The organism is Comamonas sp. BIGb0124 (assembly GCF_003752175.1).
GTDB lineage: Bacteria > Pseudomonadota > Gammaproteobacteria > Burkholderiales > Burkholderiaceae_C > Comamonas_F.
Genome location: NZ_RJVF01000008.1, coordinates 247,000 through 271,671, shown reverse-complemented (window position 1 = coordinate 271,671; position 24,672 = coordinate 247,000). Strand labels below are relative to the sequence as shown.

Genomic DNA, 24,672 nt, shown 5'->3' with positions numbered 1-24,672 from the left:
GGCTGCTGCGAGATTGGGGGTGGCGATCACCGCAGACGCAATCGAGGACCCTGGCGCGACGGTCCGGCCGGTGCATTTGACCCCGCACCATGATTACCGAAATAGGGATTTCAATTTTAATTTGAAAGTGTTTTGCCGTGCGAGCCGGTTTTTCATATCGAACGACATGATTACCATACCTGAACGTTATCCATGCGACATGGGTACGGGGAATCCTTTCATTATCAGGAGAAGTTAAATGTGTTCGCATCGATATGGCCCAGCCGTCAAAAAATACCTGGCCGCCAGTTTTATCATGGCCGCAGCGGCCTTGGCCTGGCCGGTTGCCGCGCTGGCCGTTCAACCGGGCGAGTTGCAGGTGGTGGCCGAGCTGCCTCTGCGTCCAGGCAATGTCGCCGTATCGAAGCAGGGGCGTGTTTTTGCCACCGTGCATCCCCTCGACGCCCCGCGCGGCGTGCAGTTGATCGAGGTCACGGCCGGCAACCGGTATCGCGCATGGCCCGGCACGGCGGTGCAGAGCGACGGCAAACGCCACACGGCCGCCACGCTCGATTCGCCTTTGGGTATTTATATCGACGGCAAAAATCGGCTGTGGATTGCCGATATGGGTTTCCATGTGGAGAAAACCCGGATCTGGGCCTTCGACATTTCGACGGGAAAACAGCTTCGTCGAATCGAGCTGCCTGCCGACATTGCCCCCAAAGGCAGTTTTATACAGGATCTGGTGGTCGATGATAAAACCGGCTGGATCTATCTCGCCGACATTGCCAAGCCGGGTTTGATCGCCGTCGAAATCGCGACGGGCAAGAGCCGCCGTTTTGGTGAATCGCCCGTCCTTCAGGCCGAGCCGAACGCAGTGATGCGCATTGGCGGACAGGACGTCCAGTTTCAGGGCCAGCCGGCCGCCGTGGGGGTGAACCCGATCACGCTCTCGGCCGATGGCCAACAGCTGTTTTTCGGCGCGATGACCGGCACCCGCTGGTATAGCGTGCCGACCCGCCTGTTCCGCGACGGCGCCACGGACGAGACGATTGCCGCAGCCATCCGCCAAGTGGGCGACAAGCCGATATCCGACGGTGCGACCACGACTGCGGGCGGCAGCCATTTCTTCACCAACATGAACGAGAACGGCATCGACCGGCTGGAGGCCGATGGCCGGCTGACGCCGGTGGTGCGCGATGCACGCCTGGATTGGCCGGACAGCGTGCGTTTCGGCGCCGACGACTGGTTGTACATCGCGGTCAATCAGTTGCACCGCAGCCAGGGTTTCTCGGGCACCGAAGAGACGGGCAAACCGCCTTACCGGATCATGCGCGTCTGGACCGGCGACGCCAAGCCTTGAGTGCGCCGATGCCGTCGACCACCAGGGCCACGAGGCCCAATCCGGTCAGGAGCAGGCCCAGAGGGATCAGGCCGAACTGCTCGTGGAGCATGCCTTGGTTGTCGAGGGTGGGCGGATCGATGAAGTGGTAGGCGAGCTGGCTGGCGGCAGCGAGGAGCAGGCAACCGAGCCAGAAGATGCGGAGTCGGGTCATGCCGTGTTCTTTCGATGGAGCGAAGCATCATCCTCTGCCGCAATGGCCTGATCGGGACATCGCCACCGCTAGCGCGGCAGGCACAGCGAGAACCTGACCGGCTCCGGACCGCCGGCGCCGGTCAGCGCGACACTGCCCTTGAGGCGTTTGGCGATGCGCTGAACCAGGTAGAGCCCCAATCCTGCGCCGGGACGGTGCTGGGCATTCTGGCCGCGATAGTATTTCTGGAACATGCGGTCGCGTTCGGCCGGCTCGATGAATTCGCCGACATTGCCGACGTCGATGCACAGTTGCTGGTCGGCACAGCGCATCAGGATGTCGACGCAGGTGTCGATGGGGGCGTGGCGATCGGCGTTGGCGAGCAGGTTGCGCAGGGCGACACGGAGCAGTCCTGCGTCGCAGAACAGCCAGCGGGTGCCCTCGCCCCGGGTGCAGCGCATGCGCCCAGGCGGGAATTCGCCGCACAGTTCGTCGAGCAGGGCATGCAGGTCGCAGGCCTGCAGCCGGAGATCGGCCCGCGGCTCGCTCATGCGGTCGTCGGTGAGGTACTCGTCCACCAGCGCGAGCAGACGGATGGCCGCGCCGCGGATGTTGCCGCAGCGTGTCCTGCTTTTTTCGAGCGGGCCTTCGAGATGGCGCTCGAGCTGCTGACTCGAGGCGGTGATGATGGCCAACGGCGTCCGGAACTCGTGCGAGACCATGGCCACGAAGTCGCGCTGCTCGGACAGGACCCGCCGCTCGAGGGCCAGCGATGCGCGCAGTTCGTCCTCCAGCCGCTCGCGGCTGAGGATTTCATTGCGCAGTTCGGCGGTACGCAATGCGACTTCGTGTTCGAGCCTGAGGCTGTGTTCCTGCGCCATTTCGGCGGCGGCGTGGGCCTGGCGGCGCTCGTTTGCACGCCGCTGACGCTCGTGGCGCCCGATGATGAACAGGCTCAGCAGCAGCATGTGCACCATGCCGCTGAAGGTGGAGACGAATTCGGTGATCTGATTGACCGGAAGGACACCGAGATTGCGAAGGAAGCCGACGAGCATGCCGGCATAGAAGCCGCCGAAGGCCAGGATGAAGAAGCGGACCGGTCGCCAGCCTCGCCAGAGCAGATAGACGGCCATGAGCGAGAGCATCGTCATGAGCAGCAGGGCTGCCGCCTGCACGGGGGGCATGCCCAGGCCGTAATGGCCCAGCAGGATCAGGACCGAGCATACGGCGGCCAGCAGGCCCGTCGAGCGCCGCACCCAGGCGACCAGACGGGGATAGAGGGTGTCGAGCGCAAGAATGCGGAACGACATCTCCAGTCCCAGCATCATGCCGATCGCGATCCCGACGCCGAGGATGGGGTCGCTCCATTGCACGGGCAGGCGCGTGACTTGCTGGACCAGTCCCAGCGACAGGGTTTCGTTGGCCACGCCGACACTGATGTAGGCCAGGAACAGACCGCTGAGGGGCGCCCGCGTGAACCAGCAGAACAGCGCGTGCAGGGCCATGAGCAGCACATAGAAACCGAAGTACAGGCCGAACAGCAGGCCTTCGCGGCGCGACTGGTTGTCGAAGGCCAGCCGCGGCCAGATGTCCAGGCGGGTGGCCAGTGCGTTCTTGCTCTGCAGCCGAACCAGGATGACGTGGTTGCGCGCGGTTGCGGGATTGAATTCGAAGACGGGGCTGCGATAGTCCACCGGCCAGTCGCGGCGCGGAACGTCTTCGCCGCTGTCGCCCAGTTCGGCCCATCCACCGGCCGGCAGATCGACATAGACACGGGCGTTGTCGAGCAAGGCGTTGCCCAGCTGCAGCATCCAACCGCCGGTTCGCACCGAATCCACATTGACCGTCAGGCGCAGCCACACGGTGGCCTGGGTGAAACCGGCGCTCAGGCCACCGGGCAGCGCCTGCCACTCCGCGGCATTCGCAGCCTGTGCCGCATCCAGGCGGCCGTCGGGGTCGTCCAGACGTTCGAGGTAACCCGCCGTATCCTGGCGACCGCCTTTTGCGTCGAGCGTGAGAACGGCCGCTTCAGCGCGGCCGACCCCCGACACGGCCATCGCGATCATCCAGACGAGGATCGCCAGCCATCCCCCCGTGATGCGGTAACATTTCATTTCAATTGTTTTGGGTTTCCCTGTGCAGTCCGTCAGAATAAACCACATCGTCGGCCGGGCGTCGCTTGGCCATGCCTGAAGTCATCCTGCTTGAAGACGAGCCGGTCCTGAGCCAGGAGCTCGGCGATTTCCTCGAAGAGCTGGGCTATGGAGTCGCCCGTGCGGGCACCATCGGCGACTTCGACCGCCTGTTCGATGCCCAGCGACATCGGCTGGCCATCGTCGACATCGGCCTGCCCGACGGCAGCGGGCTGGAGCTGATCCGCCGTCTGCGGCAAGGCGGTCAACAGGTGGGCATCGTGGTGTTCAGTGCCCGCAGCACCAGTCCCGACCGGATCGCCGGACTGGCGGGTGGAGCCGACCATTACCTGGGCAAGGGATGCGACCTGGACGAACTCGCCGCGACCCTGGATGCGCTGACTCGCCGGCTCGGCCTGCAATCGACCCTGCCGGTACAGCCTGCGGGGCCCTTGCTGCCCGCTGAATACGAGCAACCGGCCACCTGGGTGCTGGAGCTCGGGCCACGGCGCCTGCATGTGCCCGATGCCGGTTTTGTGCCGCTGTCGCAGCAGGACCAGGTGGTGTTGCAATGCCTGATGAGCCAGCCCGGCGACAGCATCAGCCGCCGGCAGATCGTGCAGGCGCTGGGTGCCGACTATCTCGAATACGACCAGCGCCGGCTCGACACGCAGATGCGCCGGCTGCGCCGCCGGGTCGAGGCAATCAGCGGGCATGAGCTCCCGATCAAGACCCTCAGAAACAGCGGTTACTGTTTTTACCTGCCGGCCTCGATCAAGGCCTGAGGCGGCCGGCGGGCTTCAGCGTGTGCCGGCGGTTGCCGCCGCGGCCACGGTCACGAAGACCGGGTTGGAGTAGAACCAGAGGTCGCCGTAGTTGCGTGCGTCGATGGCGTCGAAGCGGGCCTGATTGTCGGCCAGCGTGATCTTGGCGTCGGGCAGGGGTTCGCCCCGGCTGGTCTCGCCGGCGACGTCCACGCCCAGATTGGTGCCGCGCAACCGCAGGTACTGGCTGGCGGCCGGTGTGTAGCGATAGGTGATGACGTTGTAGCCCTCGGCATCGACCTGCCAGTCCTTCTTGAAGAAACGGGCGATGACGCGGGTACTGGCGTTGGTCGATTCGGCATAGGCAGCCGATGCCGGTGCGGCCTTTGCAACGACATGTCCTGCGATCAGGTCGACGTGATCGACCTGCGGCTGCTCGCCGGCCAGTACGCCGCTGCCCAGTGCCGTCTCACGGTTGTTGCGCTCGGGGCTCTTGAAGCGAATGGTGACGGTCACGGTCTCGCCGGGTTTGACGGAGAGTTCGCCGCCCATGGCGGCGCTGGCGTTTTCGGGTGCAGGGCCTGCAGCGCTGAAATCCAGGGCGTCGATCAGGTCGCCCAGCACCCCGAAGGCCTGGCCGGCGCGCAGGCTGTCGAGCCAGCCCTGCGCACCCTCGTCGGCCTGACGAAGGTAGGTCTTGGCGTACTCGCCCGGCGCATAACCGCTGCTGTAGAGGCCCTGGGCGGTCTTGAAGTGGAAGTCGGAGTTCGCCACCGTCCAGACGCGGCGGCCCTCGCCCAGCAGGGCATCCCACATGCCGCCCAGTCGGGCGACCATGTAGTCGGTGCCGCCGTAGGTGCGCGAGGGCAGGTTGGCGGCGGTGTAGCTCTCGGCATAACCGCCGCGGTCCGGTTCCATCTGGTTGCCGACCAGTCCTTCGATCATGAAGAAGACGTTGGGCGCGGTGTCGTTCATCTCGCGCAGTTGGGCGGCGGTGTAGCGGCCGTTGTAGCGCGACGGATGGTTGAGCAGCATGTAGCTGGTTTCGCCATGGTTGTCGCGCAGCCAGGCGATCGCGCCGACGGCATCGGCATGGGTGCTGTAGGCGCGTGCGCGCTGGGTGTTCCAGGCGGCCACGTCCGCCGCATCGAACAGGGCGGCATTGCGGTTGGTGAAGAAATACTCGAACTGGTTCATGGCCTTGAAGGCCTTGTCGCTCATGGGCTGGTCGGTGAGGATGCCGACGTTGACGTGATCGTGGGTGGGCATGTCCCATTCGGCCGACGACAGGATCAGCTTGTCCTTGTAGCGGCCGGCGGCCTGGGCTTGCCGGATGAAGGGCGCCTCGTACTCCGCCATGGCGCGCGAGAAGGGAATGGAGCCGCCGGGCAGGGCGGCGCCGGTGTGGTCGCGTGCCGACAAGCGCAGGTGATTGGACAGTGCCATCCAGTCCAGGCCGTACTGGTCGAAGCCCTGGTCCAGCACCTGTTCGAGTCCGGTCTGAGCGTCGTCCGACTGGTAGGTGTGCACGTGCAGGTCGCCGCGGGTCCAGCGGCCGGTGGCGACGGGCGGCGGCGTCGTGCCGTCGTCTCCGCCGCCGTCCTCTCCCTCTGCGCCGTCGACCGGCGGTGTCGTGGGTTCGGTGGTGGGCGGCGAAGTGACGTCGGGCGTGCCCGAGGAGTCGCCGCCGCCGCCGCAGGCGGTGAGCACTGCGGCGGCGAGGGCCGCCCACAGCCAGTTGCGCGGCAGAGCGGGAAGCAAAGGTCGGTGTGTTGTCGATGCGTACATGATGGATTCGATGGAGTGGCCGGGGCCGCGCGGAAGGCCGGCGGCCGTGGCAGACATTGAGGGTCGTCAAGGGTGGCCCGGGACTAAGCCCTGGGCCGCGGTGTTCAGGCGCTGCGCCGTGCCGTCAGCCACTGGCTGGCCGGCAGGGGTTCGGCACACAGGCGGATCTCTCCGATCTGGCCCAGGAAACCGTTGGTGCGCTGGCCGGCGTAGGCGCCGCCACCGATGACCATGCGGTCGGTCGCACGGCGGTAGGCGATACCGACGCCGCCGGCCGCATTGCGCAGCACGGGCGCACCTTCGACATACATCACCGTTTCGCGGCGGACCGGATCGTTGACGATGGCCACGTGGATCCACTTGCCGGCCATGATTTCGCCCGACCAGTTGGAGGTCGGCGACTTGGCGCCCGTGTTGCCGGGCAGCACTTCCCATTGCACTTCGCGCAGGCTGGAGACGGCGAAGATGATGGGGCATTCTTCGCCGTCGCCGCCGGTGAAGCCGTCGATCTGGCCTCGGCGGCCGTCGCGCTCCATGATGTTCATCCAGGCGTTCTGGCTGGCGGTCCAGCTGGCATCGACCTTGATGAAGGCTTCGACGGTGTAACCCGAGTCGAAGGTCTGCGTGTTGAGCGCGGCCTCCGAGCGTGTCGTGAAGTAGCTCATGCGCAGCGGCTTTGTGGTGGTGCTGGAGAACTTGACGCTGCCGGGGGCCGCCGAGAGATGGTGATGGTCGTCGGCCCAGGTCAGGTCGCCCTCCTGGCCGATGGTGCTGCCGTTGAAGACCAGCGACTCGCGGTAGATGGGATTGGCGCCCGTCTCGTCGGGCACGACGTAACCCACGGGCACCACGGAATCGGCGGCACCGCCGAAGAAACGCCAGTGCGCCAGGGTGGAGGAGACGTGGGGGTAGTCCTCGGTGTCTGCCGCCGGTTTCTGGTCGGGCGTTTCGGGTTCGGTGTAGTTGGCCAGCAGTGCGGCCTTCACCCGTTCGGTGATGGGTTGGTTCGACGGTGCGGGGGCGGCGAAGCCGGGGTTGAAACGGGCGAAGCGTTTCTTGAAATCGATGTCGATCTCGAACTGCTGGTTGTCTTCGGCGAGCACCGCGACGTCGAACTCGTTGAGTGCCTCGACCGGCTTGCTCGGCACCCAGGGCGAAAAGGACAGCACACGGATCTTGTTGTGGGTCAGGTCGAACTCGTAGGTCCGCATGAGCGCATTGCCGCCCATGTAGGCCATCTGATAGTCCACCACCATCTCTTCGACGGCATTGCCGTAGGCATTGGTCTTGGTGAGGCGGCTGGCACCGTGGTAATGGCCGTTGAGGGTCATGAAGATCTGGTCGTTGTCCTTGATCAGGCGATCCCAGAGCATGAGTCCGTAGGGTACTTCGAGCGGGCTGGTGCCGTCCGAGGCGATGTTGAGCAACTGGTGATTGACCAGGATGGCCGGCAGCGTGGGATGCTGGGCCAGCACTTGGCGTGCCCAGTCGATGCCGGCATCCGAGACCCGCCACGAAAGCGACAGGACCAGGAAGGACTGCCCCTCGGCTTCGAAGATGTGGAACTCATGGAAGCCCGAGCTGTCGCGGCCGCCGAAAGTGGCCTGCCGGGCCGCTCGTGTGGTCGGAAACCACTTCAGATAGGGTTCGTTGGCCAGGGTCCGCTGCGCATCGGTATCGGTGGACTGGCTGCCGGCGTTCACGTAGTCGACGTCTCGGATCACGTCATGGTTGCCGGCGAGGATCGAGTAGGGGACTTCGGCATCTTCGAGCACCTGCATGGCTGCATCGGCAATCTCCCACTGCGCCGGCTTGCCTTGCTGGTCGACGATGTCGCCCAGGTGGATGGCGAACGGGATCTTGTAGTCGGCGGCATGCCGGGCGATCCATTCGGTCTGGGCCAGGTAGGGCGTCGAACCGTACATGCGCTGGAACTGCGTGTTCTCGTCGGCGGTGGCATAACGCGAGTAGAACTGCGTGTCGGGCAGCACCGCCAGCGCGAAGCTGGCCACGGCGGGCGGCAGCGGCGTGCCGCCGCCCTCGTCCGGGTTCGGTGTGGTGGTGGGCGGATCGACGGGCGTGCCGCCGGCACCGCTCTCGTCGGCGGGCGCGTCGTTGCCGTCGCCGCCGCAGGCCGCCAACAGCAATGCGCTGCCGACGGACAGGCCGAGGCCGGCACGCAGCAGTGCACGGCGCTGGCGGTCGGGAAGCCCCTGAAGTTCGTTGAGTGAAAGCGGCGAGGTTTTGCGAATGGAATCGGTCATGGGCCTTGGGTACCTGCAGGGAACAAGGTTACGGACTGTAGGAACGAGGGATGACGATTCGATGAAATCAACGAATGGTTCTTGCCGAAATATGTTGAGATATCGTTGACTCTTGCTATGAGAATAAACAATCAATAGTCCGATGCAGGCACCCAAGAGGCCCTTCCTTGTCCCGTCAGATGCAGCGCGTGAGCATTTCGCGGCGGGAAATCGGGCATTCCGGCGGGGCTCGGGCGGCCCTGCAAGGGATCGGGAAAACACGTAGCATCGATCGATCCGTGTTGTCTGGAAACTCCCTTCGCCATGAATGCGCCCCTTCTGACCCCCGTCCCGGCCTGGTCGGCCTTGAGCCCCGAAGCGCTCGAGGCTCAGTTCAATCCCCGTCTGTCGGTGCCCGATTTCACGCGCTACGACGAGCCGCGTGCAGCGATCAACTCGCAGGCCCGCGACACGCTGGATGCGGTGTTCGACGTGGCGTATGGCGAGCATGCGCGCCGCCGCCTCGACATCTACCGGGCGCCGCCGCGTGCCGACGGCCGGCCGGCCCCGGCCCATCTGTTTTTCCATGGCGGCTATTGGCGCGCGCTCGACAAGTCGGCCTTTGCGTTTGTGGCGGCCGGGCTGGTCGAACAGGGCATCACGGCCGTGATCGCCAATTACGAGCTGTGCCCCGGTTCGAACCTCGACGGGGTGGTGGACTCGGCGCTCGCGGCGTTTGCCTGGCTGCACCGGCAGGGAGCCGATCACGGCATCGACCCGGCTCGGCTCAGCATCGGCGGACACTCGGCGGGCGCTCATCTGTGCGCCGCCATCCTGGCCCAGGACTGGCAGACCTACGCCGGACTCGAGCAGGCGCCACCTTTGGCCGGGGCGACGCTGATCAGTGGGGTCTTCGATCCTCGGCCGGCCATGTACACCTCGCTCAACGCGCAACTGCAACTGACGCCCGAAGTGGCCGCTCGCAACAACATGGAGCAGCGCCTGCCCCGGCTGGCCGGTCCGGTGACGCTGCTGGTGGGGGGAGAGGAGCCGCATCATTGGATCGACCTGACGCTGCGTTACGGCAGGCTGCTTCAGATCGAGGGTTATGCGCCCGACATCCACGTGCTCAAGGACTACAACCATTTCAACCTGCTCGACCAATATCTGGCGCCCGAGAGCGTGATCTCGCGGGCTGTGAAGTTGCATGCGGGTTTACCATGAGATGGCATTGCTCTTTCCTGGGAGAAGGCCCGCGATAGGGGATAAAAAGAGCGGCATTGCGTGAAGTTGTGCAAAGAAAAGTGAAGCAAATGTCAACGCTTTGTCATCGGCGGTGACTACGGTCGGGGACTTCTGTCATGTTTTGAAGAAGGACCCTCCGTGTATTTCCAACGCCTTGCCATCGCCATGGCCGCCACTCTTGCACTTGCTGCCTGCGGCGGTTCCGATGACCACGACGATGCGGCTCCCACGCAGCCCGGAACCGAGATCCCCGGTGGCGGTACGCCCGATCCGGGGACACCGCCCACCGAGCCGGAACCCGAACCGGAAACACCGCCTGCACCCGAGCCGGTCGTGCTGCTCGACGAGCGTTTCGACGGCATCGCCACCGGTGCGCTGCCGGCCGGCTGGCAGCAGGCCAACGGCGTGGACGGCGCGGTGTATGTCCAGGAGGGCAGCCTGTTCGTCAACGGCCTGGCCAACAACAGCACGGCCACCGCCGTGCGCCTGCCGGCCTCGCTGGCCAGCCGGGGCGACTACCGGATCGACGCCGAGTTCACGATCGTGCAGGCCAACAACACGTCGCGCTGGGTGAGCGTGATGTACCGCACCTCGGATACGCCCAACCTCGAGCCCTACTACCAGATGGCGGTGCGCCAGACGGCCACGGCAGGCAACGGCACCGAACTTGCCCAGCGCAAGGACGGCGGCTGGATCGTGAGCGAGACGGCTGCGTTCTCCGAAGCCATCCAGCCCGGCAAGACCTACAAGGCGACGGTGATCGTGAAGGGCGGCCGGGTGCGCCAGTACCTGAACGACGTGCTGCTGCACGATGCGGAACTGGGTGGCGCGGCACAGGGCGGCCTGGGCCTGCAGGCCGCAGGCGCGATCATGCGTGTCGATGCCGTCAAGGTGACCGAGCAACTGGAGGCCTTGCCGAGTCTGGGCGACATCTACGACGTGGCCGAGCCGCAGACCGGCGTCGCCATGGCCCCGACGCTGGTCGAGCTGACACAGACCGCCGCGACGGCATCGCAAGCCGGCGCAGCCAACAGCCTGGTGACGCTGGACAGCGCACTCAACGTGTCGACGGCCTCCGGCCAGAGCCTGGGGACCTTGCAGGCCCTGCTGGATCGGGCCGATGCCCGGGCCATTCCTGTGCTGAGCATCGCCGATGCAGCGACGGTGACCGCACTGGCCGAGCAGGTCAAGGCGCGCAATCTGGTCGATCTGACCTTGCTGTCGGCCGACCCGGCGCTGCTGGCGCAGGCCCGCCAGGCGATGCCGCGCGTGCGGGCTGCCGTCGACTACACGCAATCGACCGTGGGCGGCGGGACGGCCGATCTGGCCCGCCTGGTCGCTGCAACCAATCAGGCGGGCGCCAAGATCGCGGTGCTGCCGGCTGCAGCCGCCACGCGCGAGACGGTGGCCTACCTGCAGCGCATGCTGGTGACGGTGTGGGCGGTGCCGCAGGACGGTTCGGCGCTGTCGGCGGCCCGGCTGCTGACTTCGGGCGTCAACGGCGTGGTGGCGGCAGACCTTGCGCCCTACACGGCACTGCTGGCCAAGTTCCCCGCCCGCTCGCTGTTGCGCAAGCCGTTGGTGGTGGGCCACCGTGGCGTGCCTTCACGGGTGGACGAGAACACCCTGGCCGGTGCGATCGAGGCGGTGCGCCTGGGTGCCGACGCGGTCGAGAACGACATCTACATGACGACCGATCGTCACCTGGTCGTGATGCACGATGAAACCGTGGACCGCACGACCGACGGCACCGGAGCAGTCGAATCGATGACCCTGGCCCAGGTTCGTGCCTTGCGCACGACCAGCGGCTTGCCGGTGCCGACGCTCGACGAGTTCTTCACGCAGTTCAAGGGCCAGCCGATCACGCATTTCGTCGAGATCAAGAGTGCGACGCCCGAGGTGGTGGATCTGCTGAAGGTGGCGGTCGACCGTCATGGGGTTGCCGACCAGGTGATTGCGATTTCGTTCCATGCCGCGCAGCTCAAGCGCCTGGCCGAGCTCATGCCGGGTGTTTCGGGCGGCTACCTGACCGGCCTGAGCACCGGCGCCGATGTGAAGAAGGGCATGCGTGCCATTCTGGGCGCGACCCAGCCGCTGTCGTCGACCTTCAACCCCAGCTACGCCGGCGTGCCCGAGGCGGTGCTCGAGGCGGCCAAGCATCGCGGCACGACCTTCTGGCCCTGGACCTTCCGGGACGAGGCGATCTTCGAACGTTATTACATGGCCGGCACCCACGGCCTGACGACGGACATGTCGCAATGGGCGAGTGCCTATCCGGTGCGGCTGAGCGCCGCCGCTGCGGAAACGGTGGCCGCGAACGCCGCCGTGGAACTGCCGGTGCAGATCCGGACCCAGGCCGGACAGGCCAGCCTGTCCAGCAGCCGGCAACTGGTGGTGGTCGAGGCCACCGCACCCTATGCCCAGAGCAATGGCGAGACCGTGTTTAGCGGACCCGGCACGGCCCTGGTGTTGGTGGGCCACACCCACGCCATGGCCAAGGGCGGTCGTTTCACGATCTACTCCGAGCCTGTGCAATTGACGGTGCGTTGAGGCCGAGGCCGGGCGAGCCAGCGGTGGCTGGCTGCGCCCGGCCGGTTTGGCCAAAGGGCTGCATGGCGCTGCCGGTCCCGGCCTTCGGTCAGCGCCTGGACGCTTGCTGCAAGGGGTGCCTGCGCAGCGCGGTCAGGCCGATGTCCAGCAACACGATGAAAGGCAGGCTCCAGCCGAGCACCGGCAGTGCCCAGGCCAGGCCCAGCGTGGCGATGGCCAGGGCGACAAGCGCCGGGGGCGGCGCCTGGCGCAACGTGCCCAGCAGCGACACCGCGGCATACGCTGGCTGCGTGCCCCGATGCCGGCGCCAGACCATGAGGTAACCCCAGACCGTCATCACGGCCAGGCCGCCGGCACCCAGTACCAGCATCAGCTGATTGGGCCAGCCGAAGAGCACGCCCATGTGCAGGTCGACGCCCCAGCGCGTCAGCTTGGCGGCCAGGGGATAGTCCTCGAAACGCGCCCGGCTGACGATCGCCAGGTTGCGGGCATCGATGGCCACGGCATCCACTTGTGTGGGCCAGCGGCGGTCGATTTCGGTGACGGTCCAGGCTCGGTCGGCCTGTCGGGCGGGGCGGATCTCGAGGCGTTCGGCGTCGATCCCGGCCGATCGGGCCGCGGCCAGTACGGCATCGATGCGCCCGATCGGTGCGATCGTGCCGGATTCCTGCGCCACGGCCCGGGGGTGCATGCCGTGCATCGCGTGCCCCGCGGCCGGGGTTTGGGCATGCTCTTCGTGATGGGCATGCTCGGAAACCGGTTCGGCCGCACCGGACAAGGCGGTCGAGACGGTCGGTGTCGCCCATCCCAAGTGCTGGCGCATGGCGCCGATGTTGGTGCCTGCGTATCTCGACCAGGTCAGCCCCGTCGCCGAAAAGAAGACCAGCACGAGCAGCAGCCACAGGCCCAGCGTGGCATGTCGGCGGCGCAGGGCCGCGCGTGGCGGCGCAAGGCGCGTCGCATCGCTCGGCTGGGTGGATGGGGTTGCCGACCGGCGTGCGCAGCGTTGCCAGGCCCACAGCACGCACCCGCCCAGCGCGGCCAGCCACAGCCAGGATGCGGCCAGTTCGCTGTAGAGCCGCCCCGGCGTGCCCAGCAGCAGCGCGCGGTGGAACTGGTCGATGGCGGTCCGCAGCGGCAGGATGCCGCTGGTGCCGTACACCGTGTAGTCGCCGAGAACCTCGCCGTTCACCGGGTCGACGAAGATCGCCCGGCTTTCGGATTCGCCGAGCCCGGGGGCGTTGAACATGACGCGTGTGGTGAAACCCGGGCCGGGTGCGGGCCGGACGACCGACAGCGTTGCGGCGGGACCGGCCGCGCGCTGTGCGGCCGCGACCTGGTCGGCCAGGGGCAGCGGTGCGCCGGTGGTCCGGGTGTTCAGGGCGTCGGCGTAGAGCCAGTTCTCGAGCTGGGGCGTCAGCGCGTAGGCCATGCCGCTGAGCGCGGCCACCAGCAGGAAGGGGCCGACCAGGAATCCGATATACAGATGGAGGCGCCGCAGGGCAGCGACCCACCAGGGAAGCACGGGCGAACGGGTCGCCGAGAGAGGGGGAACAGACAACATGGTGTGACGGCCGGCGCGGCTCAAAGCCGATGCGCCGCGCCAGTGGAAAGGGAACGTACCGAAAGAAAAGTCGACCGCAGCACGTGAGCAGCAATCACCCGCCCTGAAGCCGGCCGGGTGTGTCTGCCCGTGCACGCCACGGGATCGCGAAGGTCAGGCGCGATCGGTGGGCGGGCCGCGAGGCGGCAGGGGCGCACCGGTGGAGGTGGCCAGATGCGCCCGGCGAGCGGGCCTGAGCGCATGCGCCAGCGGGCTGGGCGCGAGCCGGACGACCACGATGGCGGCCGGCGGCGGGGCCTTGGCCAGCAGGCAAAGCGGGCAGTCCAACTGGCCGTGCGAGTGGCCGGCTGCCGGTGCATCGTGCCCGGCGTCGGTGATCAGCACCCGGACCTCGCCGCCGGCGGTACAGACCGTATGCAGCGGATCGGGCTTGTGGACCAGGGGCGACGCGGTCGCGATCGCCACCGTCAAAGCGAACCACGCCAGGACGGCGCGGATCAGCAATGGGAAGGACCGGAAACTGCGCATGCCCGCAATTATGGCAAAGCGTGGTTTCCGGTTTCAGTACTCTGCATGCCGCAGCACCCAGCCGATCGCGGACGCGGCGGAGTGGAACTCGTCGATGCTGCGTGCAGGGATATCGGGGTGACGGGCATTCCAGAGACGGGCCAATGCCTGGCCGGGGCCGATTTCCAGGACGCAGCGCGGCTGGCTGTCGTGCAGTTCGTCCATGCAGGCCTGCCATTGAACGGTGTGGTCGATCTGCCAGGCCAGTGCATGCCTCAGTTCGGCCGCGGTGGTGGCGGCCTGCCCGGTGTTGCTGACGAAGCGGCAGGCGCGGGGTGCCTGCATCTCGATTTCTTCGAGGGCTTCGGCGAAGGCCCGGGCGGCGGCGTGCATCCAGCGGGTGTGCGAGGGAACGGCCACTTTCAGCCGGGTACAGCGCGCGCCTGCGGCCTGGGCCAGGTCCTGCAGCAGGGCCAGCGAGGCGTCAGGACCGCCGCAGATCCACGCATCGGGGCCGTTGACGATGGCGGCTTGTGTGCCGCTTTGTTCGCACAGCGCCGCCAGGCGGGCTTCGGCCAGCCCGCCGACGGCCAACAGTCCGCCGGGCCGGTCCTGGGCGCAGGCATCCATCAGGCGGGCTCGGCAATCGGCCAATGCCAGGGCGGTCTCGGCGTCGTAGGCGCCGGCGGCCGCACCCGCTGCCAGCTCGCCGACGCTGTAGCCCGCCACGGCAGCCGGCGGCGGCAGCCCGGCCGCCAGGACTTGCCAGGCCGTGGTCTGGACGGCGGCGAGCAGCATCTGTGCGTGGCGGTTGGCGTGGGCCCAGTCCGGATCGGCCAGCGCGGTGCGCCAGTCGTCGCGGCCCAGCCGGGCTTCCAGCGCCCGGGTGAGCGGGCTGTCGGGCAGCCAGGGCAGCATGGCCGCATGCTGCATGCCCTGGCCCGAAAAGATCACGGCATAACGCATCATCGGTCCTGTACACGGTGCAGCCAGCAGGCAGCGGCCAAGGTGTCGGCAGCCCCTCCGGGCGAAAGCCGGCGGGCCACGAAATCCCGGTGCACGGCCCAGGCCTGTTTCTGGGCGTCGGCTCGGCCTGCACCGCCGTGCGCCAGGAAAGCCTGGGCAGCGGCGCGGGCATGGGCCAAGCCTGACAGGCCACCGCGGTGGGCCAGATTGGCATCGTCGAGCACGGCCATGACGGAGAACAGGGTCTGCAGCCGCACGGCGTGGGGTGCCAGTCCGCTCCTCTCGGCCTGCTGCCAGGCGGGCAGGGCGGTTTCGAACAGGGTGGGCAGGCCGAGCGCGGCTTCGCGACCGGCGCTGCGCAGGCCAAGCCGGGCCGAGGCCATGCCGCCGGGCAAGGTCGGTGTGCGGTCTGCGCGTGTGCTCAATGCGTCGCCCCATTGCGTCAGCAGGGCCTGGCGCAAGGCGCTTGCGTCCAGGGGCTGCCCCTGGCCGATGAGCACGCCGGCCGCCGCGCACAGCAGGCCCAGCATGAAGATGGCGCCTCGATGCGTGTTGATGCCACCGGTGGCTGCCAGCATGTGGCGTTCGGCCTCGATGCCGCAGCGCTCCAGCGCGGCAAACGGCGCACGGGCCATGCCCAGCGCCGTGATGCGCTCGTAATAGGGGCGCAGCGCAAAGATGCTGCGCATGAAGGTGTGGGCATCCATGTCGTCATGGCTGCCGTTGTCGGCAAACGAAACGAGTCCCGGCTTGGGGGCCAAGGCCAGCTCGTCGTAGAGCGCCCGTGCAGCCGCCCGGCCCACGGCCTGTGCCTGCGGGGCGAGGATGCCGGCATCGGCCTGCGACGGCGCAGTGAAAAACGGCAGCGACGCCGAAACATGCAGGGCCCAGTTCATGGCATCGCTCCCTGCAGGCGGATGTCGGGAACGGTCTCGCCGGGTGCATCGGGCCAGAAGGGCCGGCGGGCCAGGCCGGTCTGTGCGAGGCGTTTCACCAGAATGGCGGGTGTCGCTCCGGCACGCCAGGCCTGCCACTCACGCCAGGCCACGGCCGTGCCGTCCGACCACAGCAGTTCACCGTCGAGCCTTGGCATGCGGGCGTGCGCCTGCTGCGTGTGGCGCGTCAACACGCGGCAGGCGGCATCGGCCTGTTGCGCATCCTGCACGCCCAGCCACAGATCGATATCGGACTGCGGCCGCACATGGTCGAGCCCGCTCAGCCATTGCCAGCCGTGGCTGCCGTAGGCACGTGCCGGAAGACGCAGGGTTTCGAGCTCGGCGCACAGCCGGCGCCATCCGGGCTGGGCGGATGCCGGAAGCAGGGATGTGACCTGATTGGCGCGCGGAAACTCGTCGAACCACAGGATGTCGCGGCGGGCCACCTGCAGCGCGAGTCGACGCTTGTCCCAGCGCAACGGCGCAGGCAGCCCGAGGGCCACGACATCGTCGCCGCCGGGCTGGGGCACGTCCGTCTGCCGTGTGACCACCAGCGGCAATGCATGGCTGGACCAGTGGGTCAGGCAGGCCCTGGCCGAACTGTCCCAGCTCCGGGACAGAATGGCACTCCAGGCGGGCCGGCCCAGATAGACGAGTTGATGGCGGCGTAATGCGACAGCCATGGTGCGGTCCTCAATCGGCGTCCAGCACACGCTGGATCACATCGGCGGCCATGCGTCGGCCGCCGCGCACCTGGCCGTCCCGGGCTCGTGTGTCTTCGGCAGGCGTGTCCTGCAGGGCTTGGCGCAGGGCGGCTTTCAAGTCGCCACGCCACAAGGCCCGCACGCCGCCCATGGCGACATAGTTGTCGACGCCCGGCGCGAACACCGGGTTGCCGACCGACAGCGCCTCGAGTGTGGCCTCGGGCAACTTGGTGACCCGGGCCATGGCCGGAATGCGCATCACGCGGATCTCGGCTTCGGGCAGCGCATAACAGCCATCGGCAATCAGGCCGGAGGTGATGAACCCGCCCGAAAGGGCCTGGTCGTAGACCAGTCCCAGGACGGTGTGGCCCTGCCGGCGGGCAAAGTCGATGGCCATGCCCAAGTGGGCCATGGCCCGGTTGATGCCCAGGAGTTCGTCGCGCCGTCGCAGTTGCTGGCCCTGTGTGTCGACCAGCAGCAGGATCGGCCGCCCCGGATGCTGCTTCACGGTGTCGAGCACCACACGCGCCTGGGCCAGGGCCAGTGCCACGCCGATGGGGGCATGTTCGGTGGTGCCTACGACCGTGACGGCACGGCCGTCGATGTCGGCGCTGCCGCGCAACAGCAGCGCGTCGGCCTCGATGCGGTGGGGGGAGTCGAACAGTTGTTCGGCCAGTGTGTTCCAGTGCATCGTCAAGCTCCAGTCTTCAGTGCGTCGGGGCGCAGGGCCCGGACGTCGGCCACATCGAGTTCGGGGATGCGATCGGCCCCGGCGACCCCGATGGCTTGCCACAGTGCCGTGGCCTCGTCGCCGTCCGATCCCCAGCGCGCCAGGGGCACGGCATTCAGGCGGCGCAGCAGCAGGGCGTGTTCGGCCTCCAGTGCGTCCGGCCCGACGGGGCCGCGTGCCGGCGACCGCAAGGCTTGCGCCGCGGCAGTGCGGAAGGCCGTCACGTCGTCGTCGACCAGCGTGTCGCAGTCGCCTGTGAGCCAGCGGTGTTTGCCGCCGCAGGTGCGCCAGACGAGCGCCCGGTCGCGGGCGTCGTATTCGTCGACGCCATGGCTGGCCTCGATCACTTCCGGGCCCGACATGGCCAGCCGGCCGATGTCGCTCATCACCACATGGTTGGCACAGCGCGCCACGATGCCCATGCCGCCGAAACACCCGTTGGCGCCGCCGATGAGCACCACCGTGGGGATGCCCGCAGCGCGCAGATCGAGCAGCGCACGCATCACTTCGGATACCGCGATCAGGCCGGCGTTGGCCTCGTGCAAGCGGACTCCGCCCGACTCGGCCAGGAGGAGGACACCCGCAGGGCGGTCCCGCTGGGCCCGGCGCAGCAGTCCGGCCAGCTTGGCGCCGTGCAGTTCGCCGACACCGCCGCCCATGAATGCGCCTTCCTGCGCCGCGACGAAGATGGGCAGGCCGTCGATCTTCGCACGGCCGATGACGATGCCGTCGTCGAACGCCGACGGCACGCCCAGTTGGGCCAGGTGAGGGCTGGTGAGGCGCAGGGCCGGGGGCAGCCATTCGTGGAACGTGCCGGCGTCCAGCAGCGCCTGCAGGCGTTCGCGGGCCGTGCATTCGACATAGCTCGTGGCGTCGCGCATCATGGTTGACCTCCTTGGGCTCGATCGGTCAACTCGGCCACGGCCTGGTCCAGGCGCAGGCTGACCACGGCAGGTGTCGCCCCCATGTCGTTGATGGACAGGCGTACGCCGGCCAGCGCATGCCGGCCATGGAAATCCTGCACGACGGCCTGCCAGATGGTGCCGAAACCACGCGCCGACGTGTCGACGTGGATGTGGCAGTCGGTGGCGTCGGCGGCCTCGAGCAGAACCTCGAGGTTGCCCGAACCGACGACGCCGACCAGGATGGGCTCGAATGCGGCCACCGGCCGGCCGCCGGTCAGATGGAAATCCAGGGCTTCGAGCCCTGCGGGAATGTCTTGACTCATCTTTGTTTCTCCGATCGATGGACCCGGGACGTAGACCGCCGGGCTCACCAGTTGCGAAAACGCTTGGGCGGCTGATAGAGGCCGCCGGAGGCCCGCACCAGGTCACGCATGCCGCGCGCGGCCAGCAGGTTGCGGCTGGCCTGCCTGGGGTCGATGCCCAGGTCCTGCGCGCGCCGGACGATGCCCCGGTCGCGCAGGTTCTCGACCATGCGGTGATCGCGGGCCAGTCCGACCGCGGTATAGCCGGCCACGCCCCGGATGGCCTGCTGGCGTTCCTCGTCGTTGCGGCACAGCAGCAGGTTGGCAATGCCTTCCTCGGTGATCACGTGCGTCACGTCCTCGCCATAGATCATGATGGGCGGCAGGTCCATGCCGGCCTGTTCCTGCAGCGTCCAGGCGTCGAGCCGCTCGACAAAGGCGGGCTGCATGTGCTCGCGGAACGTCTCCACCATCTGCACCACCAGCTTCTGGCCGCGCGGCGTACCGCTGGCACCCTGACGGCCGGCGCGTGCCTGCTCGCCGGCCTTGAGCCAGGCCGGGCTGGCATGGCGCCGGCCGCGGGCGTCGGCGCCCATGTTGGGGGCTCCGCCGAAACCGGCAATGCGCCCCAGCGTGGCGGTCGAGCTGTTGGCGTCGAGGTCCATCTGCAGCGTCGAGCCGATGAAGAGATCGCAGGCATAGTGGCCGGCGGCCTGGCAGAACGCACGGTTGCTGCGCAGGCTGCCGTCCGGGCCGGTGAAGAACACGTCCGAGCGTGCACGGATGTAGTTCTCCATGCCCAATTCCGAGCCGAACGAATGCACCGACGACACCCAGCCGGCTTCGATGGCCGGGATCAGGGCCGGGTGCGGATTGAGGGCCCAGTGCTGCGCGATCTTGCCCTTGAGACCGAGCGATTCGCCATAGGTCGGCAGCAGCAGCTCGATGGCGGCGGTGTCGAAACCGATGCCATGGTTGAGCCGCTGCACGCCGTACTCGGCGTACACGCCTTTGATGGCCATCATGGCCATCAGCACCTGGATTTCGCTGATCTGGGCCGGATCGCGCGTGAAGAGCGGTTCGATGAAGTGCGGCCGGGGAGCCGGCACGACAAAACTGACCCAGTCGGCGGGGATGTCGATGCGGGGCAGCCGGGTGGTGGTGCCATCGACCAGCTCGTTCACTTGAGCGATCACGATGCCGCCCTTGAACGCGGTGGCTTCGACGATGGCCGGTGTGTCTTCGGTGTTCGGACCGGTGTACAGGTTGCCCTGCGCGTCCGCGGCCTGCGCGGCGACCAGGGCCACCTGCGGCGTGAGGTCGACGAAATAGCGGGCAAACAGTTCGAGGTAGGTGTGGATGGCCCCGATGTTGATGCGTCCTGCCGAGGCCAGCCGGGCCAGCCGTGCGCCTTGCGGCCCCGAGAAGCTGAAGTCCAGGCGATTGGCCAGGCCTTTCTCGAACACGTCGAGGTGCTCGGGCAGGGCGAGCACGGACTGCACCATGTGCAGGCCGTTGATGCGCTTCGGGTCCAGCCCCACCAGCGCCTCTGCGAGGAAATCGGCCTGCTTCTGGTTGTTGCCCTCCAGGCAGACCCGGTCGCCTGGCCGCAGCACGGCGTCCAGCAGCATGCCGACCGCCTCGGTCGCCACGCTCTTGCCCTGCATGCGTGGGCCCAGCACTTCGGCAGCGCGCGCCAGGCGATCGCTGCGGTTGCGGGATTGGGTGTTCCAGTCTCTGCTCGTCATGTCGGTTGCATCTCCAGTCCTGAGAATCGGATGTCGTGGCTTGCCATCACAGCACCACGAAGATCAGCCACACCACCAGCGGGGCGATCACGGTCACCGCGCCCCCGTACAGCATGAGCTGGCGGAAAAAGCGGTCGCGGTCGACGCCGCGGGCGCTGGCCAGCACCAGTGCGCCATTGGTCGAGAACGGGCTGACGTCGACGATGGTGGAAGACACCGCCATGGCGGCGATGAAGCCCACCGCGCCGACGCCCGCATCGCCCTGCAGGAAGGGCACGGCCAGCGGGATCAGCGAGCCCAGCACCGCGGTCGACGAAGCAAACGCCGACACCACGGCCCCCACGAACAGCAGCAGCAGGGCCGCCATCAGGGGCGATGCCAGCTCGGCCACGCTGTGACCCACGAAGTCGATGGTGCCCATTTTCTGCATCACACCGACATAGGTGCTGACCCCGACGATGAGCATGATCTCGGGCCACGACACCTGCCCGAGCGCCCGTTTCTGCAGATTGGGCGCCATCAGGGTCAGCACGAGGCCGATGACGATCGACACAAAACCGATGTCTTGCTTGAAGAACAGCGTCAGCACCGCCAGCACGCCCAGCCCCAGCAGCGTCATGACCTGGTACCAGCGCTGGCCTTCGGTGGCATTCGCATCGGCCGCAGCGGTGAGTGCGCCGGGTTGACTGCGCGCCGTGGCACGCTCCTCGCCGAACGATTCGCCCTCCGCATCGCCATAGACCTGGGGGCCGCCCTGGCCGTGCGCGGCACGGCCCACGGCGGGCATCGCCGTAGCCGAGCCGCGCGCGGCGCCGGCCGGCTGGCGCTTGAGCCGCAGGCCGCCCATCATCACGAACAGCAGCATCGACACGCCGAGGTTGACGCCCAGGCTGGCCAGCATGGTGGCGGTTTCGTTGAGCGGCAGGCCGGCATTGGCCACGATGCGATTGGTGATGCCGCCGTAGATGCTGATCGGCGAGAACCCGCCGCCCTGCGCACCATGAATCACCAGCAGGCCCATGAGCAGCGGATTGATGCCGTACTGCAGCGCGAAGCCCAACGCAATGGGCGCGATGATGGCCACGGCCGCCGGGCTGACCGCACCGACCGATGTCAATCCTGCGGCGATGAAGAACATCACCCAGGGGATGGCGGCGATGTGTCCTCGCACGGCGCGTACCGCCAGTTGGACCAGCCAGTTGATGGTGCCGTTGTTCTGCGCCAGCGCAAACAGGTAGGTGATGCCGGCCAGGGTCAGGAACAGATCGGCCGGGAAGCCGCCCATGATGGCTTTGGCATTGAGCCCCGCCACCAGTGTGCCGACGAGAAAGGCGCCGGCAAATGCGATCAGGCCCATGTTGATGGGCAGGGCAGTGGCCAGCACGAACATGGCGCCGAGTACCGCGATTGAAATCCAATGGGGATTCATGGTTGTCTTGTCTCCGTCGTTGTGGAACCGGGGGTTCTTTTTGTGATGACACACGCACTGGTGCGGTGTGTCGTCGTCACGATAACGAAGCAGACCCATCCCGATCAATCAAGCCCGGCGTCGGACTTTTACGCTGGGCGTAAAGGTCGAGGGTTTACGCGCGAGGGTAAGCCCTGGAAAGAAGACGGTTGTTCAGAAAGCAGCCATGCGCGCCGTGCGGCACACGGTCTGCAGCGCCAGCAGATTGGGATCGCGCTCGCGGACCCGCAGGAAACTCAGACCGATCTGCTGACGCATGGCAAAGCCGTCCTGCAGCGGCAGCAAGCGGATCCGGCCCGCGAACACCTGTCGAACCCGGCCGGGCAACAGGGTGCAGCCCATGCCGCCGCTGACCAGGCTCATCAGCGAAAAGATATCGTCTGTCTGCATGACGACGTTCGGCTCGAAACCGGCCCGGCGAAAGGCGTCGCGAAAACCGTCGTAGGTGGCAAAGCCTTCGCCCAGACTCACGAACCGTTCGTTCACGCACTGGCGCAGGTCGACGGCGTCGAGCGTGTCGTAACCCGAACCCACCGGTGCCGCAAAAAAGATCTCGTCCTCGAACAGCGGCAGCGATTCGAGGGCCGGCTCGTCGGCGGGAATGGCCATCAGGGCGGCGTCGATATCGCCTTGCTTGAGCTTGTCGATCAGACGGGCGTTGGAGCCGAGCACCAGTTCGGCCTGCAACTGCGGCCGCCGCACCTTGAGGTCGATGAGCAGCGTCGGGACCGCCTTGATGGTCATGGAATAGAGCGAACCGATGCGGATCAGTTCGGCCGAATAGCCGCCGGCTTCGCGTGTGGCGTCGACCCCGCGCGCCATTTGCACGAGCACCTCTTGCGCGGTCTCGGCCAGGACCCGTGCAGACTCGAGCGGCACCAGGTTGCGGCCTTCGGTGCGGAACAAAGGGCAGCGCATGGCTTCTTCGAGCGTGCGCAGCGCACGGTGCACACTCACGGCACTGGTGTCCAGCCGCTCGGCGGCGCGCGCCAGGTTGCCGGCGTCGATAAAGGCCAGCAGCATTTCCAGCTTGCGGAAGGTGATCTGGTCGTCGATGCGGGGAGGCAGGTGGGCCATTCGAGCAGTGTGGGGCGGGTTCCGGGAGTCTACGGACGCTAACATACCCCCGCGCGAGTTTGGTCGCTGCACGTCGCCACCGGCGTCAGGGCTTTCATGGGGTTCAAGGCCGTTTTTCGACCCGGGGCCGCGACCGGCAGAGCATTTCGATGCAATTCGTTTCCGAAGCGATGAAGTAGGACCAGCCGTCGACCGTCTCGAGCTCGAAGGACAGAAAACTTTCGCGGCCCCACTCGTGGTTGCGTGCCCTGAACGTGGTGCCGGCAGGGCGCGGCGTGCGTTTGGAGGCGCCCCACAACGCCAGCAAACCGTACTCGTTGATCTGCCGGTAGGTATGGCAGTCGGCGTGGATCACGTACTGATCGTCGTTGCCCATGACCTGCACCGCGACGTGCAGGCATTCGTGCCGATGGCCGTCGTCGAGGCTGGCGACCTGGATGTCATAGACCAGTTGCAGGATACGGACGTCGTCGGCATTGGCAAAAGGTGTGGTCCAGGCAGCGAATTCGATAGGCATCAGCCATTATCCGTTGGCGGTTTCGAGTGCTGGATCGGCCAAACCCGCAGCCACTTGTGGTGCAAATGACTGGCCGCAGTCCTCGCAGCGAAGACGCAGGCCCGGCTTGCCCCACACGCTGTGGCGGCAGGCACAGGTGTATTTCAAACGATTCGACCGGTCTGCCGGGACCGGGGCGAGCCCGGGCGGCTGTCCCGGCACCACGGATGCCAGGGCGCGGCCACCGGGCCGCACGGCCTGGGCCAGCGCCGGGCTGGCGGCCACGGGCGTGCCGGTTCCAAAGGCGATGGCGGCCTGTGCCGCCATGCTGCTCAAGCCTGCCGCCACATGTTCGTCGGCGGGAAAGCGGTCGTACCAGCTGATGGTGAACCGGCAATTCAGCAGCGATTCGCAGGCCTGCAGGAAGCGGCCGCCTTCGATGGCGTAATCGGCCATGCAGTCTCCGGTGCGCCGGCCGCCGGGCCGGCCGGTCGAGGACGGCATCAGTCCGATGCTCTCCATCTTTCGAGCCCATTGCTCGTTGTGATAACGCCCCCGTCCGGGCTTGCCGTGGTGGTGCTGCCAGAGGTGCACCATTTCGTGAACCAGCGTCTGCAGCGTCTCGATCAGCGGGACCACGGCGAAAAAGGCCGGGTTCAAGGCGATCTCGTCGGTCATGCGGCCGTCGAGCGCAGCGAATCGGGCCGCCGAAAAATACCCGCAGGTGCGTTTTTCTCGCTGCAGGGTGATCAGGCAGGGGGGCAACTGCGCGTCGAACAGCGCGGCGTTGAAATGGTCGTAGGCCTGCTGCAGCTCGGCATAGGTGACCCGCGTGGGAGTGTCCAGGACCGCGGCGCCGGCTGTCGCTGCCGGTCGCGGCGAAGGATCGGAGAGCCAGGGCGGTGAAGATGTCACCGCTATGGGCGACGGCACTTCAGCAGCGGAGAAAACGGATGGCTGACTCATCTTTGTATTGTGCAATACAAAGATAAGCACTCCGCTTCAAGCCATCCGTTTTAAGCAGCCGTCCGGGT

Annotated in this window: 21 protein-coding genes; 4 read left to right on the top strand and 17 right to left on the bottom strand. The window is 67.1% G+C overall.

Going from position 1 to position 24,672, the window contains the following annotated elements; translation table 11 throughout:
- Positions 1-295 precede the first annotated feature (295 nt).
- Positions 296-1,342 carry an L-dopachrome tautomerase-related protein gene (locus EC845_RS02450; RefSeq protein ID WP_123296318.1) on the top strand — a complete coding sequence of 349 codons (1,047 nt, stop codon included), beginning with the start codon at positions 296-298 and terminating at the stop codon, positions 1,340-1,342.
- Here the strand turns inward: EC845_RS02450 and EC845_RS02445 are convergent.
- The gene (locus EC845_RS02445) at positions 1,308-1,535 is read right to left on the bottom strand and encodes a DUF3955 domain-containing protein (RefSeq protein ID WP_123295624.1); all 228 of its coding nucleotides are present in this window, start codon (positions 1,533-1,535) and stop codon (positions 1,308-1,310) included. The genes EC845_RS02450 and EC845_RS02445 overlap by 35 nt on opposite strands.
- Positions 1,536-1,603: 68 nt before the next feature.
- On the bottom strand, positions 1,604-3,628 hold the full coding sequence (locus EC845_RS02440; RefSeq protein ID WP_123295623.1) for a sensor histidine kinase: 2,025 nt from the start codon (positions 3,626-3,628) through the stop codon (positions 1,604-1,606).
- 71 nt (positions 3,629-3,699) lie between these two features.
- On the opposite strand from EC845_RS02440, the gene EC845_RS02435 reads away from it, so the two are divergent.
- Entirely contained in the window at positions 3,700-4,431 is a 732-nt protein-coding gene (locus tag EC845_RS02435; RefSeq protein WP_123295622.1) for a response regulator transcription factor, read from the top strand.
- A gap of 15 nt (positions 4,432-4,446) precedes the next feature.
- Here the strand turns inward: EC845_RS02435 and EC845_RS02430 are convergent, their stop codons facing one another.
- Positions 4,447-6,255 (bottom strand): S-layer protein, encoded by a 1,809-nt coding sequence (locus EC845_RS02430; protein WP_233597909.1) that lies wholly within the window; start codon positions 6,253-6,255, stop codon positions 4,447-4,449.
- 47 nt (positions 6,256-6,302) lie between these two features.
- Entirely contained in the window at positions 6,303-8,462 is a 2,160-nt protein-coding gene (locus EC845_RS02425; protein ID WP_123295621.1) for a LamG-like jellyroll fold domain-containing protein, read from the bottom strand.
- A gap of 303 nt (positions 8,463-8,765) precedes the next feature.
- Here EC845_RS02425 and EC845_RS02420 point away from each other — a divergent pair, with 303 nt between their 5' ends.
- Both EC845_RS02420 and EC845_RS02415 read left to right on the top strand, forming a co-directional pair.
- On the top strand, positions 8,766-9,665 hold the full coding sequence (locus EC845_RS02420) for an alpha/beta hydrolase (protein WP_123295620.1): 900 nt from the start codon (positions 8,766-8,768) through the stop codon (positions 9,663-9,665).
- A 186-nt stretch (positions 9,666-9,851) separates the two neighbouring features.
- A complete protein-coding gene (locus EC845_RS02415) occupies positions 9,852-12,236 on the top strand; it encodes a glycerophosphodiester phosphodiesterase family protein (protein ID WP_148077218.1) in 2,385 nt (794 codons plus the stop codon).
- Positions 12,237-12,324: 88 nt separating this feature from the next.
- On the opposite strand, the gene EC845_RS02410 is transcribed toward EC845_RS02415, so the two are convergent.
- The 13 genes from EC845_RS02410 to EC845_RS02350 all read right to left on the bottom strand — a co-directional run bounded on the left by EC845_RS02410 (position 12,325) and on the right by EC845_RS02350 (position 24,604).
- Entirely contained in the window at positions 12,325-13,800 is a 1,476-nt protein-coding gene (locus tag EC845_RS02410; protein WP_123295618.1) for a PepSY domain-containing protein, read from the bottom strand.
- Positions 13,801-13,953: 153 nt separating this feature from the next.
- Positions 13,954-14,328 (bottom strand): DUF2946 family protein, encoded by a 375-nt coding sequence (locus EC845_RS02405; protein WP_123295617.1) that lies wholly within the window; start codon positions 14,326-14,328, stop codon positions 13,954-13,956.
- A gap of 33 nt (positions 14,329-14,361) precedes the next feature.
- Positions 14,362-15,276 carry an acyltransferase domain-containing protein gene (locus tag EC845_RS02400; RefSeq protein WP_233597908.1) on the bottom strand — a complete coding sequence of 305 codons (915 nt, stop codon included), beginning with the start codon at positions 15,274-15,276 and terminating at the stop codon, positions 14,362-14,364.
- Complete coding sequence (locus EC845_RS02395; protein WP_123295615.1) at positions 15,273-16,169, bottom strand: triphosphoribosyl-dephospho-CoA synthase; 897 nt, start codon at positions 16,167-16,169, stop codon at positions 15,273-15,275. The genes EC845_RS02400 and EC845_RS02395 overlap by 4 nt, the downstream gene beginning before the upstream one ends.
- Positions 16,166-16,891 carry a malonate decarboxylase holo-[acyl-carrier-protein] synthase gene (gene mdcG, locus EC845_RS02390; RefSeq protein WP_123295614.1) on the bottom strand — a complete coding sequence of 242 codons (726 nt, stop codon included), beginning with the start codon at positions 16,889-16,891 and terminating at the stop codon, positions 16,166-16,168. The genes EC845_RS02395 and mdcG overlap by 4 nt, the downstream gene beginning before the upstream one ends.
- 10 nt (positions 16,892-16,901) lie before the next feature.
- On the bottom strand, positions 16,902-17,603 hold the full coding sequence (locus EC845_RS02385) for a biotin-independent malonate decarboxylase subunit gamma (protein ID WP_123295613.1): 702 nt from the start codon (positions 17,601-17,603) through the stop codon (positions 16,902-16,904).
- A 2-nt stretch (positions 17,604-17,605) separates the two neighbouring features.
- Positions 17,606-18,526 carry a biotin-independent malonate decarboxylase subunit beta gene (locus EC845_RS02380; RefSeq protein ID WP_123295612.1) on the bottom strand — a complete coding sequence of 307 codons (921 nt, stop codon included), beginning with the start codon at positions 18,524-18,526 and terminating at the stop codon, positions 17,606-17,608.
- Positions 18,523-18,870, bottom strand: a complete 348-nt coding sequence (gene mdcC, locus EC845_RS02375) for a malonate decarboxylase acyl carrier protein (protein WP_123295611.1) — start codon at positions 18,868-18,870, stop codon at positions 18,523-18,525. Before mdcC ends, EC845_RS02380 begins: the two co-directional genes overlap by 4 nt.
- Before the next feature lie 44 nt (positions 18,871-18,914).
- Entirely contained in the window at positions 18,915-20,597 is a 1,683-nt protein-coding gene (gene mdcA, locus EC845_RS02370; RefSeq protein ID WP_123295610.1) for a malonate decarboxylase subunit alpha, read from the bottom strand.
- A gap of 46 nt (positions 20,598-20,643) precedes the next feature.
- Positions 20,644-22,026 carry an SLC13 family permease gene (locus EC845_RS02365; protein ID WP_123295609.1) on the bottom strand — a complete coding sequence of 461 codons (1,383 nt, stop codon included), beginning with the start codon at positions 22,024-22,026 and terminating at the stop codon, positions 20,644-20,646.
- 192 nt (positions 22,027-22,218) lie between these two features.
- Positions 22,219-23,133, bottom strand: a complete 915-nt coding sequence (locus EC845_RS02360; RefSeq protein WP_123296316.1) for a LysR substrate-binding domain-containing protein — start codon at positions 23,131-23,133, stop codon at positions 22,219-22,221.
- Between the two features lie 112 nt (positions 23,134-23,245).
- Entirely contained in the window at positions 23,246-23,659 is a 414-nt protein-coding gene (locus EC845_RS02355) for a hypothetical protein (RefSeq protein ID WP_123295608.1), read from the bottom strand.
- A 6-nt stretch (positions 23,660-23,665) separates the two neighbouring features.
- Positions 23,666-24,604 (bottom strand): SprT-like domain-containing protein, encoded by a 939-nt coding sequence (locus EC845_RS02350; RefSeq protein WP_123295607.1) that lies wholly within the window; start codon positions 24,602-24,604, stop codon positions 23,666-23,668.
- Positions 24,605-24,672: the final 68 nt, after the last annotated feature.